14 protein-coding genes, 3 tRNA genes and 3 rRNA genes (1 of these 20 cut by a window edge) are annotated in these 19110 nt (G+C 45.1%); 12 read left to right on the forward strand and 8 right to left on the reverse strand.

All coding sequences use genetic code 11. The annotated features are described in order from the left end of the window. From ACRRSW_RS05040 to rrf (ACRRSW_RS05050), 3 genes are all read left to right on the forward strand, one after another. Positions 1–2409, forward strand: a 23S ribosomal RNA gene (locus tag ACRRSW_RS05040) (it extends 479 nt beyond the left edge of the window). 110 nt (positions 2410–2519) lie between these two features. Further along, positions 2520–2635: ribosomal RNA gene (gene rrf / locus ACRRSW_RS05045) — 5S ribosomal RNA — on the forward strand. A 90-nt stretch (positions 2636–2725) separates the two neighbouring features. Beyond that, positions 2726–2841, forward strand: a 5S ribosomal RNA gene (rrf, locus tag ACRRSW_RS05050). A gap of 110 nt (positions 2842–2951) precedes the next feature. Here the strand turns inward: rrf (ACRRSW_RS05050) and ACRRSW_RS05055 are convergent. Next, positions 2952–4685 (reverse strand): EAL domain-containing protein, encoded by a 1734-nt coding sequence (locus ACRRSW_RS05055; protein WP_432461051.1) that lies wholly within the window; start codon positions 4683–4685, stop codon positions 2952–2954. Positions 4686–5048: 363 nt separating this feature from the next. Beyond that, the gene (locus ACRRSW_RS05060) at positions 5049–6026 is read right to left on the reverse strand and encodes an aldo/keto reductase (RefSeq protein WP_432454279.1); all 978 of its coding nucleotides are present in this window, start codon (positions 6024–6026) and stop codon (positions 5049–5051) included. A 103-nt stretch (positions 6027–6129) separates the two neighbouring features. Here ACRRSW_RS05060 and ACRRSW_RS05065 point away from each other — a divergent pair, with 103 nt between their 5' ends. The 3 genes from ACRRSW_RS05065 (at position 6130) to ACRRSW_RS05075 (ending at position 8589) form a co-directional block, all read left to right on the forward strand. Continuing rightward, the gene (locus tag ACRRSW_RS05065) at positions 6130–7008 is read left to right on the forward strand and encodes a LysR substrate-binding domain-containing protein (protein ID WP_432454278.1); all 879 of its coding nucleotides are present in this window, start codon (positions 6130–6132) and stop codon (positions 7006–7008) included. Between the two features lie 98 nt (positions 7009–7106). Beyond that, the gene (locus ACRRSW_RS05070) at positions 7107–7673 is read left to right on the forward strand and encodes a DUF1415 domain-containing protein (protein ID WP_432454277.1); all 567 of its coding nucleotides are present in this window, start codon (positions 7107–7109) and stop codon (positions 7671–7673) included. Positions 7674–7743: 70 nt separating this feature from the next. Continuing rightward, positions 7744–8589 (forward strand): HDOD domain-containing protein, encoded by an 846-nt coding sequence (locus ACRRSW_RS05075; RefSeq protein ID WP_432461052.1) that lies wholly within the window; start codon positions 7744–7746, stop codon positions 8587–8589. Positions 8590–8644: 55 nt separating this feature from the next. Here the strand turns inward: ACRRSW_RS05075 and ACRRSW_RS05080 are convergent, their stop codons facing one another. The 4 genes from ACRRSW_RS05080 to ACRRSW_RS05095 form a co-directional block, all read right to left on the reverse strand. Beyond that, the gene (locus tag ACRRSW_RS05080) at positions 8645–10798 is read right to left on the reverse strand and encodes a TonB-dependent hemoglobin/transferrin/lactoferrin family receptor (RefSeq protein WP_432454275.1); all 2154 of its coding nucleotides are present in this window, start codon (positions 10796–10798) and stop codon (positions 8645–8647) included. Between the two features lie 340 nt (positions 10799–11138). Next, entirely contained in the window at positions 11139–12047 is a 909-nt protein-coding gene (locus tag ACRRSW_RS05085; protein ID WP_432461053.1) for an EamA family transporter, read from the reverse strand. A gap of 637 nt (positions 12048–12684) precedes the next feature. Continuing rightward, positions 12685–13161, reverse strand: a complete 477-nt coding sequence (locus ACRRSW_RS05090) for a PaaI family thioesterase (protein ID WP_432461054.1) — start codon at positions 13159–13161, stop codon at positions 12685–12687. A gap of 249 nt (positions 13162–13410) precedes the next feature. Beyond that, positions 13411–13486, reverse strand: a tRNA-Phe gene (locus ACRRSW_RS05095). Positions 13487–13914: 428 nt separating this feature from the next. Between ACRRSW_RS05095 and ACRRSW_RS05100 the strand changes: the two genes are divergently transcribed. Beyond that, positions 13915–14388 (forward strand): Lrp/AsnC family transcriptional regulator, encoded by a 474-nt coding sequence (locus ACRRSW_RS05100; RefSeq protein ID WP_432454272.1) that lies wholly within the window; start codon positions 13915–13917, stop codon positions 14386–14388. Here ACRRSW_RS05100 and ACRRSW_RS05105 read toward each other — a convergent pair. Then, positions 14381–15115, reverse strand: a complete 735-nt coding sequence (locus ACRRSW_RS05105; RefSeq protein ID WP_432461055.1) for a DUF3581 family protein — start codon at positions 15113–15115, stop codon at positions 14381–14383. The two genes, ACRRSW_RS05100 and ACRRSW_RS05105, sit on opposite strands and share 8 nt — an antisense overlap. Before the next feature lie 348 nt (positions 15116–15463). On the opposite strand from ACRRSW_RS05105, the gene ACRRSW_RS05110 reads away from it, so the two are divergent. Next, positions 15464–15958: a hypothetical protein gene (locus tag ACRRSW_RS05110; RefSeq protein ID WP_432461056.1), complete on the forward strand. Its 495-nt coding sequence runs from the start codon at positions 15464–15466 to the stop codon at positions 15956–15958. Here ACRRSW_RS05110 and ACRRSW_RS05115 read toward each other — a convergent pair. After that, positions 15920–16975 carry a gluconeogenesis factor YvcK family protein gene (locus ACRRSW_RS05115; protein ID WP_432461057.1) on the reverse strand — a complete coding sequence of 352 codons (1056 nt, stop codon included), beginning with the start codon at positions 16973–16975 and terminating at the stop codon, positions 15920–15922. The genes ACRRSW_RS05110 and ACRRSW_RS05115 overlap by 39 nt on opposite strands. 189 nt (positions 16976–17164) lie before the next feature. Between ACRRSW_RS05115 and ACRRSW_RS05120 the strand changes: the two genes are divergently transcribed. From ACRRSW_RS05120 to ACRRSW_RS05135, 4 genes are all read left to right on the forward strand, one after another. After that, positions 17165–17983, forward strand: coding sequence for a UDP-2,3-diacylglucosamine diphosphatase (locus ACRRSW_RS05120; RefSeq protein WP_432461058.1), 819 nt, complete (start codon positions 17165–17167; stop codon positions 17981–17983). Between the two features lie 126 nt (positions 17984–18109). Beyond that, a tRNA-Thr gene (locus tag ACRRSW_RS05125) sits at positions 18110–18185 on the forward strand. Between the two features lie 128 nt (positions 18186–18313). Continuing rightward, positions 18314–18751, forward strand: coding sequence for a TerB family tellurite resistance protein (locus tag ACRRSW_RS05130; protein ID WP_432454267.1), 438 nt, complete (start codon positions 18314–18316; stop codon positions 18749–18751). Positions 18752–18940: 189 nt separating this feature from the next. Then, positions 18941–19016, forward strand: a tRNA-Trp gene (locus tag ACRRSW_RS05135). Positions 19017–19110 lie beyond the last annotated feature (94 nt).

Consider the following 19110-nt stretch of genomic DNA (forward strand, 5'->3'; position numbering starts at 1 on the left):
TGAGGGGAGTGAAATAGAACCTGAAACCGTATACGTACAAGCAGTGGGAGCCTCTTTGAGGGGTGACTGCGTACCTTTTGTATAATGGGTCAACGACTTAATTTCAGTAGCAAGGTTAAGCGAATAGCGGAGCCGTAGGGAAACCGAGTGTTAACTGCGCGCATAGTTGCTGGGATTAGACCCGAAACCCGGTGATCTAGCCATGGGCAGGTTGAAGATTGGGTAACACCAATTGGAGGACCGAACCGACTAATGTTGAAAAATTAGCGGATGACTTGTGGCTGGGGGTGAAAGGCCAATCAAACCGGGAGATAGCTGGTTCTCCTCGAAAGCTATTTAGGTAGCGCCTCGGACGAATACTAGTGGGGGTAGAGCACTGTTAAGGCTAGGGGGTCATCCCGACTTACCAACCCTTTGCAAACTCCGAATACCACTAAGTACTATCCGGGAGACACACGGCGGGTGCTAACGTCCGTCGTGAAAAGGGAAACAACCCAGACCGTCAGCTAAGGTCCCAAAGTCATAGCTAAGTGGGAAACGATGTGGGAAGGCTTAGACAGCCAGGATGTTGGCTTAGAAGCAGCCATCATTTAAAGAAAGCGTAATAGCTCACTGGTCGAGTCGGCCTGCGCGGAAGATGTAACGGGGCTAAGCTATGCACCGAAGCTACGGGTACTTGCTTTGCAAGTGCGGTAGAGGAGCGTTCTGTAAGCCGTTGAAGGTGAATCGTAAGGTTTGCTGGAGGTATCAGAAGTGCGAATGTTGACATGAGTAACGATAAAGGGGGTGAAAAGCCCCCTCGCCGAAAGACCAAGGTTTCCTGTTCAATGTTAATCAGAGCAGGGTGAGTCGGCCCCTAAGGCGAGACTGAAAAGTGTAGTCGATGGGAAACAGGTTAATATTCCTGTACTTCGTATAATTGCGATGGGAGGACGGAGAAGGCTAGGCCAGCGCGGCGATTGGTTGTCCGCGTTTAAGGTTGTAGGCTGGACACTTAGGAAAATCCGGGTGTCTAAGGCTGAGGATTGATGACGAGTCACTAAGGTGATGAAGTGGTTGATGCCCTGCTTCCAGGAAAAGTCTCTAAGCTTCAGATTATACGAAACCGTACCCCAAACCGACACAGGTGGTTGGGTAGAGAATACCAAGGCGCTTGAGAGAACTCGGGTGAAGGAACTAGGCAAAATGGTACCGTAACTTCGGGAGAAGGTACGCTGCTGTTGGTGATGGGACTTGCTCCCTAAGCTGACGGCAGTCGCAGATACCAGTTGGCTGCAACTGTTTATTAAAAACACAGCACTGTGCTAAATCGAAAGATGACGTATACGGTGTGACGCCTGCCCGGTGCCGGAAGGTTAATTGATGTGGTTAGCGCAAGCGAAGCTATTGATCGAAGCCCCGGTAAACGGCGGCCGTAACTATAACGGTCCTAAGGTAGCGAAATTCCTTGTCGGGTAAGTTCCGACCTGCACGAATGGCGTAATGATGGCCAAGCTGTCTCCACCCGAGACTCAGTGAAATTGAAATTGCCGTGAAGATGCGGTGTACCCGCGGCTAGACGGAAAGACCCCGTGAACCTTTACTACAGCTTGACACTGAACATTGACCCTACATGTGTAGGATAGGTGGGAGGCTTTGAAGCGTTGTCGCTAGATGATGTGGAGCCGACCTTGAAATACCACCCTTGTAGTGTTGATGTTCTAACGTTGTCCCGTTATCCGGGATGCGGACAGTGTCTGGTGGGTAGTTTGACTGGGGCGGTCTCCTCCCAAAGAGTAACGGAGGAGCACGAAGGTTGGCTAAGTACGGTCGGACATCGTACGGTTAGTGCAATGGCATAAGCCAGCTTAACTGCGAGACAGACACGTCGAGCAGGTACGAAAGTAGGTCATAGTGATCCGGTGGTTCTGTATGGAAGGGCCATCGCTCAACGGATAAAAGGTACTCCGGGGATAACAGGCTGATACCGCCCAAGAGTTCATATCGACGGCGGTGTTTGGCACCTCGATGTCGGCTCATCACATCCTGGGGCTGAAGTCGGTCCCAAGGGTATGGCTGTTCGCCATTTAAAGTGGTACGCGAGCTGGGTTTAGAACGTCGTGAGACAGTTCGGTCCCTATCTGCCGTGGGCGTTTGAGAATTGAAGGGAGCTGCTCCTAGTACGAGAGGACCGGAGTGGACGAACCGCTGGTGTTTGGGTTGTTATGCCAATAGCATTGCCCAGTAGCTACGTTCGGAACTGATAACCGCTGAAAGCATCTAAGCGGGAAGCAGGCCTTGAGATTAATTCTCACTAGGACTTTAAGTCCTCTGAAGGGCCGTTGGAGACTACAACGTTGATAGGCAAGGTGTGTAAGTGCTGTGAGGCATTGAGCTAACTTGTACTAATTACCCGTGAGGCTTAACCATACAACACCTAAAGGGTGTTGCTTATAGATACTTTATTTTAGAACCAAGAGTGCTTGTTAGGCTCGTGGGATATGTCAGTTTTTTCGAATGTTAAAGACAACAAGTTTTTGCCTGGTGGCAATAGCGTTGTGGAACCACCTGAACCCATGCCGAACTCAGAAGTGAAACGCAACTGCGCCGATGATAGTGTGGGGTCTCCCCATGTGAAAGTAGGTCACTGCCAGGCGCCTATTTTAAAAACCCAGCTATGTGCTGGGTTTTTTACTCTGAATTAACGCTATTTGGCTTAGACCTTTTTGTTCAGAGTTAAGTTTTGCCTAGTGGCAATAGCGTTGTGGCACCACCTGAACCCATGCCGAACTCAGAAGTGAAACGCAACTGCGCCGATGATAGTGTGGGGTCTCCCCATGTGAAAGTAGGTCACTGCTAGGCACCAAATAACCAAGCCCTGCTCTTAAGAGTAGGGCTTTTTTATTGCCTATAATAAGGTTGTTAGTTTTCTGCTTAACCGCGTATAGTTTGCTCTAGAATGCCTTTAGGCTTTAGCCGTAATTACTTGTTAAACTTACCGCTTGATCGATATATAGGCTGGACCTGTTATTTTGTTTGGCCGCTTTTTTCGCGCGACTCGCGGCTTCGCTGAGTGCTTCTATGCTTAGTTTATATTCAGCTAACCAACTTGTCACTCCAACGGCTAAGCCGATTAACGGAAAGAAACATTCATGGCCTTCACGGTTTTTTGAAATGATCCCTTGTGCGTCAAGATCTTTTTGGCGATAGAGTGTTTTGCTGCGTTGTTCGAAAGTTGCCAAGAGTTGCCTTACTGCTGTCTGCCAGTTATTTTCTATGAAAATGACAATGAAATCATCTCCGCCTAGGTGGCCAATAAAATGAGCTTTGCTACTTAGATGAGTCCTTAGCAATTCAGCGACTAGTTTTATCATTTGGTCGCCACGTTCATAACCACAACAGTCATTGAAAGGCTTAAAATTATTCAGATCAAAGTAGGCTAAATCGAAGGGCTTGCCGATCTGAATTAAGTTTTTTAGGCTGCGCTGTAAGGGCACATTCCCAGGTAGCAAGGTGAGTGGATTTGCATATCTGGCAAGTTGCAATTTGTATTCAGATAATTTGCGCATCACATCAACCGCGAGACCAAGTCCAAGGTACTTATCTTGTTGAGTAATAATAAAAGCGGCATCTAAGCCATTTGCAGTATGTTGGGTTAATCTTCTACCGATTTCGCTAAGGCTGGTATCACTCTCAATGATAAGGGGTTTGGCATCCATTAAGTCGGCTACTGATTTACGGTAATTCAGCGAATGTCCATAGGGGCTGGAATAACGGGATAAAAGCTCTTCTTTTTTGATTAAGCCTAATACCCGTAACTGCTGATCGACCACCGGTAAGCTGGTCATTTGTTTATCCTCGAGCATGGTGTTGAGTAGCTCTTTTGCCGACATATCTGGAGAGACAACGGTGACCGTTTTTGCCAATGAGAAGGCTGTTAAGAGTTCATTGTGGTTGGGTCGCTCTGGGGCGGTTTGTTGCTCCTTAGGGCGACCACTTGGTCGCGAAATATGGAAGCCCTGCATATAACCGAGTCCCAAGTTGCTTAGTTGTTGGTATTGTTCTGCATTTTCGATATTCTCGGCAATGACCTCGCTACCTATTTGTTTGGCTATTTCTAATATGCTGGATATAGCGAGTGGGATATTATTGTCATGTAATAATTCATTACAGAAAAATTGGTCGAGTTTTAAGTACTCAGGTGCTATTTGTAGCCAAGTTTTGAGGCCAGCGTAACCCGCTCCAAAGTCATCAAGGGCAAACTTGATACCGAGGTTCCTTAATTCGGTGATGCAGGCTAATAAGGTTTGGTCTACATTAATGGGGTGATGTTCGGTTAATTCGATAACTAGCTTTAAGTCGTCACTACGCAGGGCTTCAAATGCTGAAGTTCCCTGTCGATGGTAGATAGCCAATAAGGTATCAGGAGAAAAGTTAATGAATAAGGCGCCTTTTAACCGCATCCTACTGAATTGTTGTTTGGCTAAAATTGCACAATCTAGCTCCAGTTCTTGTAAGCGATCAAATTGTCGAGCATATTCAAAAAGAATCACTGGATGTCGGAAATAGCTATGTTTTGGACCGCGAGTGAGTGCTTCATAACCTAGGATTCGATTATTATTCTGGTCCCAAATCACTTGGAAAACGGTTGTTATTTCTCCTTCATCAACAATCCGATTAAATTCTAGCTGTAAGTCCTGTTGCATAAGCTGATTTACTCCCATTTCCTTATCCGCTAAGCAGCTATAACATGGTTTTTTTACTAAAAGATGACAGCCCTTAGTTTTTCTTGTCTCAAGTGTCAAGATTAGTGGTAAGAAAATTTTTTCTTTTTTCAGGAGCCTGTATCTAAATGTAGTCACTGAACAGACTGTTATAGAGCGAGTGATCGGGCTTGTTTATAAGGTCCTCATGTTTGATTAGGCTAGTTGCCTGATGATTGGCTGTGATAAAAAGATTTACAGACTTACTGTTGCTTGAGCGTAAAAAGTATTACAGCTGAGCCTCGCGGTGAATTAGTCACTGCGAAGCTGATTTGCTTGTGCGCTACTTTGCGGAGTCTGTTTCGGTTAACGGTTTCCGCGTACCCAAGGACTCACTTCAGTCTTATAGAATGTTGCGAGATCTTGGTGTAACTCGTTTGGCAATGGTGCCCGATTTGCATAACTTACATTTTGCGCGATTTGCTGTGGTTTACTTGCACCGGTAATCACGCTGGTGATTTGGGGCTGATCGAGCAGCCAGCGGATTGCGGCTTCGGCTAAGCTAATATTGATCGGTAGCAACTGTTGTAGTTGGGCGACCAGCGTTAAGGCTTTATCCAGTGGTAAGCCTGCAAAGGTTTCTCCTACATGAAAAGCCTCTCCATTTCGGTTGTAATTTCGATGGTCACTCTCGGCAAATTGTCGTTGCGCAGTGACGGCTCCGCTGAGCAGCCCGCTGGCATAGGGGAGTCGAGCGATGATACCGACTTGTTGCTGTTCTGCTTGCTCAAGTAGCTCAACTAGCGCCTCTTGGCGAAACAGGTTAATAATCACCTGAAGGCTGGTAAGCTGAGGATCGGCAAGACATAGTTTAGCTTCAGTCATAGACTCGATACTGGCTCCATAATGGCGAATTAAACCTTGCTGTTTAAAGTCTTGTAACCAACTAAAGACTTCACCATCTTGTAGTACTGGCAGCGGAATACAGTGTAGTTGGACCAGATCAAGCTGGTCGACTGTCAAACGCTTGAGGCTTGCTTCAATGCCTTTTTGTAGGCCTTGCTTATGATATTTATCGGGAAATAGAGCGGCGTCCCTGCCAATTTTAGTGGCGATGATGACGTCTTGGTGTTGCTTGGCAAACTGGCCGAGTAATCGCTCACTTCGCCCCGAGCCATAAACGTCGGCGGTGTCATAAAAGCGCACCCCACTGGCGTATGCTTGATCCAGAATTTGCTGGGCCTGCGATTCACTCACTGGGCCAAAATCGCCACCTAATTGCCAACATCCCAGGCCTAACTCAGTTAATGTTAAGCTACTTTTTCCAAGAATTCTGCTATGCATGTCGTTGCTCTCATAATGGGGTTGCGTGGCTTGAGTTTACCGTGCTTTTGTTATTATATATTTTACTAATATTCAGAAATATTGTTCATTAAATGGGGGTAATATGTTTGCTGGCGTGCTTGATTTTGTGGCCGTAGTGGACGCGGGCAGTTTTACCGCCGCGGCTGAAAAGCTAAGTCGCTCTAAAGCGAGTGTAAGCCAGCGAATCAGTGATCTCGAAGCACGTTTAGGCGTGCAATTACTGTTTCGTTCAACCCGTAAACTGCGTCTTACAGAAGCCGGACAAAGCTATTATCATAGTTGTCGGCTAGCCCTTGAACAGCTGGAACAAGGGGCGTTGGTCGCGCAGCAATCTCAGGAGCAGTTGCAGGGAAAGGTGGTGATTAACTCCGTCGGTGGCATTTTTGCCGAACAGTGGTTAGCGGGCGCTTTGTTAGCTTTTGGTCAGCGATATCCCAATATTGAGCTGGAGTTGGATTTATCTTCGCAACGCGAAGATTTGCTGGCCGCGCCTTTTGATATTGTTATTCGGATGGGGGCATTGCCAGACTCGGGGTTACCGGTTCGAGTGTTAGCGCATTTAGCGAGCCATGTTGTGGCGAGTCCAGCCTATTTGCGTCGACATGGACGCCCTCAGCATCCTGAGCAGTTAAAGTCGCATCAATGCTTGTGTGGAAGTCTCACGCATTGGCCTTTTGTTCAGGGCCAACAGCGGATCTCGGTGAGTGTAAATGGGGCCTTTGCGTGTGCCAATGGGCATGTATTAAAGCAAGCTGCTTTACAGGGCTTCGGTTTAATCCGCAGCCATGAGATGTACTTGCGTGATGCGATACAGAGCGGACGTTTAGAAGCGGTATTAGAAGATTGGCAAGCCGATAGTCAGCCTCTTTGGATGGTCTTTCCCCCGGCCCGTTTTCGAGCTAAACGAGTACTCATGTTGGCCGACTGGTTAGTTGACTACGCCAAATCTCACCCTATTTAATTTTTTAATTTAGCTGTATTTGGCTTTTTTAGAGTTGTAACAAGGGTGATTTAGATATAACTTCATGCGTGCTTATTTGCCAAGATTAAGGAAACGGCATGTCAGGTTCTACGATTAGCGGCGGTTCGCAACTCGTGTCAGCGATACAGCAGCAGACGCATCAATGGTTGCAATCTTTTGTGGTGAAATACAATATTTGCCCCTTTGCGAAGCGTGAAGTTGAACGTGGTTCTATTCGTTACAAAATTGTCGATAGCGACGATATTGAGGCGCAATTAGCGACATTGTTGGAGGAGTGTCAAATCCTGGATACTCAGCCTGAAATAGAGACCACTTTATTTATTATCCCTCAGTTAAGTGATTTTTATGATTATTTGGACTTCGTTGATTGGTCCGAAGGTTTGTTGGGTGAGCAAGGTTATAACGGTGTATACCAGGTGGCGAGCTTTCACCCTGATTATTGTTTTGCGAATGCGTCCAAAGACGATCCCAGTAACTATACTAATCGTTCTCCTTATCCGATGCTGCATTTAATCCGAGAGCAAACCATTACCCGTTTAAGCCGTTTACATCCTGATCCTGAAGGGATCCCCGAGACCAATATTAAATTGACTCAGCAACTTGGTCTTGAAGCGCTGAAGCAGATTTTATATAACTGTAAATGAACTAAGTTTGTTTAGATCTTTTATAGAAAACCCACAGCAACGAGACCCATCGTATAAGTCCGGAGACGGTATGTCATTAACCATTACAGCCGCTGAGAAAGCGATTTTAGCCGATTTAACTATTCCGCCTCGCCCCCAGGTATTGTTAACGATTACTCAAGAAACAAAAAAATCAGAACCTCATGTTGCAACTATCGCCGACGCCATTGCGAGTGATGTTGCGATCTCGGGGGCGGTACTACAAATTGTTAATTCAGCTGCATTTCGTCGTAGCCACGAAATTAAGTCGATCCATCAAGCCGTGATGACCTTGGGAATTAATCGGGTTTTTCCTATTGTGAAAGCGGTGGCGCTTAAGGGGGCGATGCCACAGTCTAAAGCTTTAGATGCATTTTGGCTTGAGGCTAATTTATTAGCGACTAGCGCTGCGGCCGCTGCTGAAGAGTTAGGGTTCGAAAGTGCGAAAGACAATGCTTATATGTTGGGATTATTTCATCAAGCGGGCGTACCTGCCTTATTGCATTCTTTTGCGGACTACGAAGCTTTGTTGGTTCAGGCGAATGATATGGGCTGGGCTAATTTTGCGAATGCCGAGCGTCAGCAATATGGAACATCCCACGCCACGGTAGCGGCTCTGATCGCGCAGCAATGGAATTTACCAAAGGTTATAGTGGAAGCCATTTATTACCAACATGATAGTGATGGTCTGTTTAGTTCACAGGAGTTGGGTAAATCCTCACTGGTGATGTTAGCCATTTTGAAAATAGCTCGTATCTGCGCTTATCGAAAGTTGGGCGTTAGTAGTGAAGAAGCCGTATGGCAAGACATTTATGATGCTTTGTTAGTCTTCTTGAATATTGAAGAGCAACAGTTGGAAGATGTATTGAACGCGGTAACAGAGACTCTGAATGCCTAATGGATACAGGCTATGTTCATATTGGAACACAGCCTGTAATCATCAGCTAGGGGTTTTAAAATTGATAAGCGACATCAACTCCCCAATTTCGGCCTGCCTGGCTATAACGATCCAGTCCTTGGGCGTCGTTATCTTGGCCGTCGAGGTCAGAATAATGCCAATATTTTTGATCAAAGGCATTAAATAAGCCCGCACGTAACGTGAGCTTTTCGAGAGGTTGGTAGTAAGCGGTTAAATCAACTAAGGCATAACCTGGCGCGTTGGCATTATCTTCATTTGACCAATCATCCCCTTGCTTCGCGGCGACCATGGTTAGGTTCAGTTCGCTGCCCCAAAGGTCTTGTGGTTGATCGTAGCCTAAACCCCAAACGATAGTCAGCGGTGCAACCGTGTCCAGTGCGCTACCATCTTGCTTATTCTTCCCTTGTGCATAGGCAACACTAATTCGACTATAACTGCCTTCTGGAGCACCCCAAGCTTCATCTAACCAATAGTTACCCTTGAATTCTACGCCGTATATTTCAGCTTCATCAATATTTTCGTTCGTTGTGATCCCTGCAGGATAGCTTGGGTTGCTATAGTCTACCGAAGCATTAATGAAGTCGGTGTAGTCGTTGTAGAAGCCAACTAGTTCGATGGTTGAGACGGCATTATTCGCTCGCAAACCTAGTTCATAACTTTGGCTTTGTTCAGGTTTTAGTTCCGGATTAGAAACCATGGCGTAGCCGTAGCTTGCATTGTCAAAATCGTAATATAGTTCCTTGATAGAGGGCGCTCTAAAGCCTTCACTATATTGAACAAAGGAACTGAAGTTCTGGTTCCAATGATACACTGCGCCTAATCGAGCGGTCAGTGCATCGCTGTTATGCTCTATCAAACCACTCGTCTCATTGGGTTTTGCAGTGTAGTCGTCGTAACGCAGGCCAGCACTAATGATCAGTGATTCATTGAGTAAATAAATATTATCCTGAACAAATACGCCGTATTTTTCTGACTCGGCATTTGGCACTTCTGGTTCTCCCGGGCTAACGGTGCCGGAATCGAATAAGTGAGTGCGATAGTCGAGCTCAAAATCACTATTGATAGCACTTAAGCCATAGCTGAGTTGGTGGCTTCCATACTCAAATACCAATTCTTTATCGAACTGAGCATCAAACTGAAGGCTACTGTCTTCGCCATTCCGTTCGCGGTTACGATTGCCGTAGATCCCCGTCGTATCAAAAGTATTGTGTTCGGTTTTACTTTGCTGATGACTGAGTTGCCAAAATAGTTTATCGAAGGCGACGTTTTCACTTAACCAGGTATGGTTTATGCCCAGACGCAGCCGAGTATCTTGGTCATCAGATCTCACATTGGTATAGGTAAAGCTTGGCGACATGCCATAGCCTTCATTGCTGAGGATCCTGCCCTCAGCTTGACGTTGATATAGTTCTGCAACTAAGCCAAATTTATGCGCTTGATTCGCCTGAAAATTTATTTTTGCCAATAAGTTATGTGAATCAAAGCTGTAGGGATCCGCCTGACCGCGGTCACGACCATTTATATCAGCACCAGAAGAATGGCTTTGGTACTCACTGCCATCGCGATAGGTGTAAATAGCTAAACCTTCCCATTTATCGTATCGTTTGGCGATTTCTATGGTGGTTTTGTAGGCTTCGTCGGCGCTGCTATAAGCACCTTTCAGTGCTACATGATTGGTATTGCCAGGCTCAAGGACATCCTCAGGGTTTTTGGTCCTTAGTAGCACAACACCACCCAGTGCATCACTCCCATAAAGGCTTGAGGCTGGCCCTTTGTTAATTTCTAGAGAGGTGAGGGTGTCAATTTCGTAGCTATTAGGGCCCTTGTTCATAACTTCCCCACCAGGATTATAGGGGGTTGGTTGTTCAATGCCGTCTACCATGAGTTTTACACGGCTTCCTTCCATCCCTCGAATGTTAAATCCGGTCGTACCATAGCGTCCCTGGCCTGTGGTGCTCACCCCAGGCTCGTAACGCACGCTATCTTTTAGGTTGTTCGCCATTTGTTGCTCTAGTTGCTCAGAGCCAACCGCGCTCACACTAGAAGAAATATCTTTAATGCTCTGTTCGGTTCGAGTGGCCGATACCACGACTTCATCGAAAACAGTACTGGCGGTTTCAGCATAAGCTGCGGGGCTTAAGCTGAGTAATACGGCGTTGGCAATAAGAGTGCGATTGAGTATTTTCATAGTGTCAGGCTCTATCCATATCCTGTGGAACAAATTAAGAAGGCTTACTATACACAATACGAATGCGAATTAAAATCATTTGTATTTAATGGGTTGTTCTTTACTGTCGTCCTAAAACTTTGGCTTTGCTGGAGACAACATGAGAATAAGAGCGCAGACAAACGATCAGGGAGCGAGATAGAATCACTATTTTTATGTCTGCGCTGAGGCAAGGGGGGATTGGGAGGCTCACATTTTACTTGAATTATCGTGAGTCGTAATCTAAGACCACCAATTTAAATCGCTGTAAAAAGTCAAGCTTGTAGAAGGATCTGCTGGAGGAATTTGTTGAGCTTGAGGCTTATTTGGGGCTAAGCCGTCGTACCCCCTTAATGTAGCCGCCAAATATGTTTAGCAGCAAGCCGAAGATAATGATGAGCGCGCCTAAGAGTTGCCCCGCGCTGAGTGTTTCTCCTAACAATAATGCTGCACTTAGAATGCCTACAACTGGAACCAATAAGCTTAAAGGGGCGATCCGCCAGGTTTCATATTGACTCAGTAGTCTTCCCCAAATGGCGTAGCCGATGATCGTGGCAATGAAAGCAAGATAGATCAAAGCAAAGATGGTTTTGCTACTAATTTTCGTTAGTTGAATAGCGTTGATCTGCGGCGCTTCAAATATAAAAGAACAAAGGAAAAAAGGCACAATAGGGACTAAGGCACTCCAAATCACCAAAGATAACATCGACACATTTGCATCGCGCATGATCAGCTTATTGCTAATATTTCCCAAAGCCCAAGACAGAGCGGCTCCGAGCGTAAGTACGATAGCAATTAGAGGGATCCCGCTTGAGTTTGCAGTGCCTAAACTTGCATCAGCAAGTAAGGCCATCCCAAGGCTTGCGGTGATGATACCAACAATATGATTCCATCTTAATTTTTCCGATAATAACCACACCCCGAGCATAATAGTAAAGAAGGCCTGCATTTGTAGAACCAACGAAGCAAGGCCTGCAGGCATACCCAAGTGAATGGCTAAAAATAATAGTAAAAACTGTCCAAAACAAATCGCCATTCCATACATCAATAAATATTTGAACGGCGTTTTAGGTGGTTTCACTAGAAAGACCGCGGGAAATGCGACCAAGCTAAAGCGCAGGCCTGCCAATAGCATCGGTGGCAGTTCATACAATGCGACTTTGATTACCACAAAGTTTAAGCCCCAGACTAAAACAACGGTCAGTGCTAACAACAAATCTTTGAATGGCATTACCTTGTTTCCTTGTTCTGCTATGAGGTCATTTTTAAGTTTAAGAACGGCTATCTTTCGCGGCTCATTTTGACCTGCAATACACCCTTTTGGTTGCAGTGATTGGGGCCGACCAAGCATCAAATTCTGGGTACTCGCGGCGAAGCTCTTTCTTCGGTGGCAATGAATCGCTTCACTTCATTTCAGTGATGATTTGATACTGGACCAACATATTCATAAAAATAAGCTAAACAGAACATCACGACTAGATTCATGAGTCAAGTGCAGCGTGGCGCTTGTGGGTATAAATGAGCGGGGTATAGCGGGTTTAGCATTGCGAACGTTAGCGCATCACACTGCTATTGAGCAACGTTCATTCATAGCAAACTCACTCATTATCTGTTGATTGTTGCCAGCTTAAATCACCGCTAACTGCGCTATGTATCTTTTAATTGGAGCCACGAGTTACTGCGCTTCATGCCTGACGATCGGCAGATTTATTCTGCGCAATTAGTTACTCATATCATTCATCAGATTGGGGGAGGAGGAATACGCTCTATGGTCTTATTCCATGCCCCCCAATATCGCTCTATAGCCAGAGAAATGCATTGGCGAGGCATTGCAGCCAGCTTGCCATGCACATGATGCCAAATACCGCTTATACAAGCGCCTTGAGCGATAGGGTTAATGAAAACTGTGCCACAACCTCATCCCCACTAATAGAAGGGCAGGTGGCGATGATAGTGACCGCTTGATTGACTCTCTCTCCACTGTTCATGGTGTGTTGAAGCATCTGGTCGATCAGTGCACCATCTCGACAGGTGAAAATAACGTCTGCCTCTGGCCGTTTAAGAAATTGCGCCTCAACGGTCTTAAATGCCAAGGAAACCCGTTTGCCATACTGCTCTGCTTTGGCAATAGCCAAGAAGCCTCCCGCAACATCGGCACCGACCGCTAAACTACCAAAATACATGCTATTGAGATGATTTTTAGTGCGCCGTTTTAAGGGGATTTTAACAACGACTTGCTGTTCATCTATCGCTAGAATTTTAGGGCGGCAGTACCAGATGAGTGGCACTTTAAAGATCCCAAATAAGCGAAGGGTTGTGTTGGCTTTGCGGACACTGGGAAGCATAATGACTCCTAACTAAAGAGGTCTTACCAGTAGAGCTTTTTGTTAACAAAAAGTCAACATCTTCTTTCGGCTGTGGAATGAGCAGCAGCTTATCGGGGGGAGTCTATGAAGCACTTTTCAAGTAAACCGCTGGGCTAATTCCAGCCAATGCTGAGCACTGCTGCTTTTAAAGTCAATGTGAGGGAGACTGGCAGCAATCAGCTTGTTTAGAAACGAAAAAGGCCTGCATCAATGCAGGCCTTTTAAAGGTGGTGCCCGGAGGCGGAATCGAACCACCGACACGAGGATTTTCAATCCTCTGCTCTACCGACTGAGCTATCCGGGCGACGGGCGCTATTAAACGAATTTTACCGGTTTAAGTCAACCGAATTTGGTAAAAAAAATGAAATAAATGGCGATCGACTAAATGCCATACAACAACTGCTAAAAGAATAAACAAAAAGGTGGCCAAGGCCACCTTTAGTCAGTTTCGATACTTTTGCAAAGGGTATTTGCTTTGGCTCTTAGTGGGCACTTGATTGATGCCTTAAGAGGGGCGTCGTTGCACTGGATAAATGCTATGACGACAATCAGTGGGTAAACTAATTGCTGTTACCTTGTATTTTTCACTGTAAATAGTGTATTTAAAATTTACGGGAGAGTGCTTGCTAATATTGTTTTAATTGGGTGTTATTTTGCAATGACTGTTGATGGTTTAGTGTAATTAGGGTGAAATGTGCTAAGGATGAATAAACATACAATAATGGGTAGCGTATGCGCTTAGATCGGACAGATAAAAAGATTTTGGACTTAATGCAAAAAAATGGGCGTATCAGCAATTTGGAACTTGCTGAGCTCATTGGTTTATCGCCTTCTCCATGCTCTCGCAGAGTGAAAGCTTTGGAAGATGCAGGTTTAATCGCCAAGCATGTGACTCTACTGAATAAGAAAAAACTCAATTTGAATTTAACGGCATATATTCATATTTCTATGGACCGACACACCCCTGAGCGCTTTGAGAATTTTCAGAACATTATTAGTGCTTATGAAGAAGTGATGGAGTGCGTGCTGGTGACAGGCACAGACGCTGATTATCAGTTAAAAGTAGTGGTGCCTGATATGGAACACTATCAGGCACTTTTACTGGGGAAGTTAACCCGTATCGAAGGAGTTACAGGGGTACGTTCAAGCTTCGTATTGCAGCAAGTGTTTAGCCATACAGCCTTGCCCCTGTCCCACATTAAGTAATTGAGTTGTTACTTGATTGCTGTCGCTCAAGAAAGGCCTGACGACAGCCTTCATAGTTGGCGATTAAAAGATCACTTTCAGATTGCTGGTAAGGTAATAAGCTCCCCAAAACCATCCGCTTCTGACCAGTCCCTATTGCTTGGCCATTTTCTGAAATGGTAAATCTCAATAGCGCTACACCACGCTTGCCATTCGGAATATATTCGCCACCGGCAAATTCTAAATGCGGAGAAGCACTAGGGAGGCGGTCTAAGTGCAAACTCATGTTTTCGTATATGACTAAGGGACGTTTGCGGTTGAGCATCAGTCCTTGTTCTTTTAACAGAGGTACTAAAATATGTGGGAAGTTACGACCCGAGAAACGAACGTAGTCTTGAATGATGTCGCCGATGATCTGATCATCTTTAATTTTTTCACCACTGCGCTCTACTGTTAAATATTCCTTACCGCTTTGATCCACTAACTGACAGTGTTGCTCGGTTTGCAGGATGCTTAAAGGAACACCGTCGGTGACCATGCCAGCGAAAGTAAATTGCATATTTTGGCTTAGCCCAAGTTGGCTGAGCATGACCGAGAAAAGTAAGTCACCGGGAACACAAAATCGAGAAGAATCAGCGTCGTGGATTGCGTTAAAGTCATTTGCAACACCTTTTGCAAAGTTGCAAGCTTGTTGGCGACTAAACACAAATTGTTGATTATTCTGACTAAAATATTGGCTTACATTCATTTCTATAAGTTCACTTAGCTAGGCTGTTGGCGACCGGCGATTCTAACAAAAATTAAGGCCGAGGTGGTAATATCAGTATAAAATTTCTTTATAAATTTATTTTACGGGGATTATTCTAGGCCTAAATTGGGCCAATTAACTAAGTAATTCATTTCATTTGAGTATTCCCTTTTATTCAAATCGCTAACCTTTCCGCTAATATCTTTATTATCATTAACAAGCTTTGCAAGTGCGACTTTCTCCCCTACCTTTAAATGATGTAACAAGTTACTTGCCATTCGTCATGTGCAGGGAAACAAATAATTGTTAACCAGCTTGAATACAATAGAACCCAAGGTGAACCATGATATGCCAAATCTGAGCAATAATAGAAACTGGATCATGCTGGCGATGATGATGCTGATCGCAGGTATCGTTAGCGCAGGGGTCATTTTATTTAACAAGGCGGTACCACAGTTCCAGTTAAGCTTTATTGCCCAAAGTTCGTTTGGAGAAACTCGTTTAACGCTTGATTGTGAGCATTATCGTTATTCAGTACATGAAAATTTTGTTGACCATCGTAGTAGTCGTGAATCGGTACAGCATTTGTCCTCAAGCATTTGTGTTGAGGTTTATCGTTTATTACAGCAGGTGCCAAAACAATTAGCCTCGGTGTATAACGAGCAGCATCGCCCACAGAAAATGATGTTATGGACCGAAGGGAACAAGCGTTTTCAGTGGCGTTGGCAAAACAAATATGAGCCTTCACTTAAACCCATATTTGCCCACTTAGATGATTTGGTTCAGCAGATACCTGCTTCAGCCCTAGCCGGAGGCTCCCACCTTGATCTGCGGATCTACTAGTACCTCAAGGGCGTCTTGCTGCAGATGTAAATCGCTTAAGTAAGGACTAAGAGCGTTCGCGAGTTTTTCAGAGTCATGGCGGACAATAGTACTATCGTCATCAATTAAATCTGTGTAAATCACTTGGTAGCGTTGCTGAAGTGCTTCAAGGTTATCAACCGCTACGACTTGAGCGCGCTCTAGATTGTAGCTGGCGATCATGTTTGGATTTGGGATGTGCTGGTTTACCACCACCACGTCGAGAGATCGCCCTAGGTAGTGCTCTAGTTCGTCGATAAACTGTTCCAGATTGTAGCCGTCGGTCTCGCCAAATTTAGTCATAATATTACTGACGTAAATCAGTTTTGCCTGACTACTCATCATCGCTTGCTTCACTCCTGGGACTAATAAATTAGGAATGATACTGGTATAAAGATCACCAGGGCCGAGGATAATCGCCTTCACGCTATTGATCCGCTCAATTACGGGTGGGTAAACGCGGACTTGCTCGGCGTGGTGCGGAACCAAGAAAACATTGGCGATTTTTTCTCGCTGGTCTCCGCGTGGTAAATCGATGGCGCTTTCACCGAAGACGCGCTCACCACTGGTCAATTCGGCCACTAAAGTTGATTTGTCTACCGTCACCGGCAGTATCTCTCCTTCAACATCGAGCATTTGTGCCAAGCCTTGGATCCCTTCAGAAAACGAGCCGCTATATTGTGACAGCATGGTGAGCAACATATTCCCTGCGCTATGGCCTGTCAGTCGTTTCCCCTTGGTAAAGCGTTTTAGCAATAGTTTTCGAGCCAGCTCTCGATAGGGTGAGAGCGCTAACACGCATTTGAGAATATCGCCAGGAGGGAGTATACCCAGTTCATCACGTAATCGGCCCGTGCTACCGCCACTATCGGTCATTGATACGATGGCGCTAATTGCGAGTTGTTGGTTATCTCTTAAGGCTGACAATAAAACAAAGTGGCCACTGCCGCCGCCAATAGTAGCGATAGAAAGTAGCTTTTTAGGTGGAGGGGATGTCACGAGTTATGGTACTCCGAGAAGATTTATCACGCGCATTGCTAAACAATAGACTAATTGAGTTTAGTTCACCAAGCAATGCAACCAGAGCCGTGCTTTGTTAGCGTTGTCATACTCTGGTAATAAAATTGTCACTTTTTGATCAAGACGGTCTCTTAAATTAGCCTTAACAGGGAAAGTTTGGGCTAATGTATGGCGAATACACAACTTTATCAAAGCTTATGGCTATCAGATATTCATTTAGGGTGTAAAGATTGCAAGGCAGAGATGCTGTTGCAATTGCTACAGCAAACCAAGGCCAAGCGGGTATTTTTGGTTGGCGATATCGTTGATATTTGGGCTTTAAAACGCCGGGTATATTGGCCTGAATCGCATAATCAAGTGTTATTACATCTCATGAACTTGAATAAGAATGGCTGTGAGGTGGTCTATATTCCTGGTAATCACGACCAACTATTCAAGGCCTATCAAGGCATGCATATAGGGAGTATCGTGGTTGCTAAGCAGTATCTATATACCAGCCTCAGCGGTCATCGAATACTGATGTTGCATGGTGATCAGTTTGATGAAGAAGTTTGTTTTGGTCGTTTTTATGCCAAATTGGGTGACCACCTCTATGATTTGCTGTTGTTTTTAAATCGTAGTGTTGGAAAAGTTCGGCATCTATTGGGTTATCCCTATTGGTCTTTGGCGGGATACATCAAGTTGAAAATAGCGAAAGCGACTCAGGCGATTGCTAGCTATCGTAGAGCAGTCGTGAATGAAGGGCTTCGTCAGCAGGTTGATGTTGTTGTTTGTGGCCATATCCATCACCCAGAGTTGAGTCAGCAGCAAGGATTGATTTATGCCAACGATGGCGATTGGATTGAAAACTGCACCCTATTGTGTGAAACCATGGATGGACAATTAGAATTACATCGCTGGGACGATCGCTTGGAGACCACCGTGCTGGTTGATTCGGTGGCATTATTGGAGCCTGAGTTGTTAAAGCACGAGGATAAAGTAGCTTGATTGGCGAATAAATTAGCACTTGAATCATTGATGCTCTTTTTTTTGCTTTTCAGCGTTGACAAACTCACCGAAAATCCGTTTAATAGCGCCCCGTTGATAGCAGATATCAACGTGTACCAACAGTGTGCCGATTTAGCTCAGTTGGTAGAGCAACTGACTTGTAATCAGTAGGTCGCCAGTTCGACTCCGGCAATCGGCACCATTCTTTTTAAAGCCCCGTCATACGACGGGGCTTTTTCATTTTTAATGTTGATTCGGCTGGTAGATTTGGTTTTTAAAATCAGCTGGTTTATCCTGCTCAATCCTCCCTGCTTGTTTTTAGGATATGCGATGCTCAAGGCGCTTAAAGAACTATTTCAGGCCACAACTGGCTCAACAGAACAGCAACATCTTAGTGTCGAACTAGCGGCCGCTACTTTGCTAGTGCAACTGAGTCAGAGTGATAACCAACAAACAAATAGTGAAAACGCGATAATTTTGACCAAGATGAAGCGTTTATTCGAGTTGACCGAGGTTGAGGCGGAGAATTTGTTGTTGCAAGCGCAAACTCAGGCCCAACAAGCGATTTCGGTTTTCGATTTTACTCGCCATGTGAAGCAGCTCGATTACCAATTACGTTATCAATTTACCGAAGCCTTATGGAAGGTTGCTTATGTGGATGGAACCTTAGATCCATTTGAAGAAGCACTGATCCGTCAAATCTCCGATTTGATCTATCTAAGTCATAGTGATTTTTTAAAGGCAAAGATTAGCGCGCAAAACGTTTAGCCTCGTTTGTTGATGCTGCTTAAGCAAAGTGTTTCGCAGACCTTATCTTATCTTGGCGCAATCAGCTGAATTGATGTGGCTAGAATGTTGATTTTTTAGCTGAATTGCTGGTTCTTTGTTCGCTTAAACAAAGCCGAGAGATAAACGCTTTACCTTTAAACTGGCTTATGTATAATTCGTTTCCGTTGCAGGGGCGTAGTTCCAATGGCAGAACGTCGGATTCCAAATCCGAATGTTGGGAGTTCGAATCTCTCCGCCCCTGCCAATATTTTAAAGGCCAGCTGATAAGCTGGCTTTTTTCATTTCTGAATTTTTCTTCTAGTTTTCTTCATATTACGATCGATCTATCTGTCAGTTGC

This window comes from Agarivorans sp. QJM3NY_25, from assembly GCF_050870875.2.
Taxonomy (GTDB): Bacteria; Pseudomonadota; Gammaproteobacteria; order Enterobacterales; family Celerinatantimonadaceae; genus Agarivorans.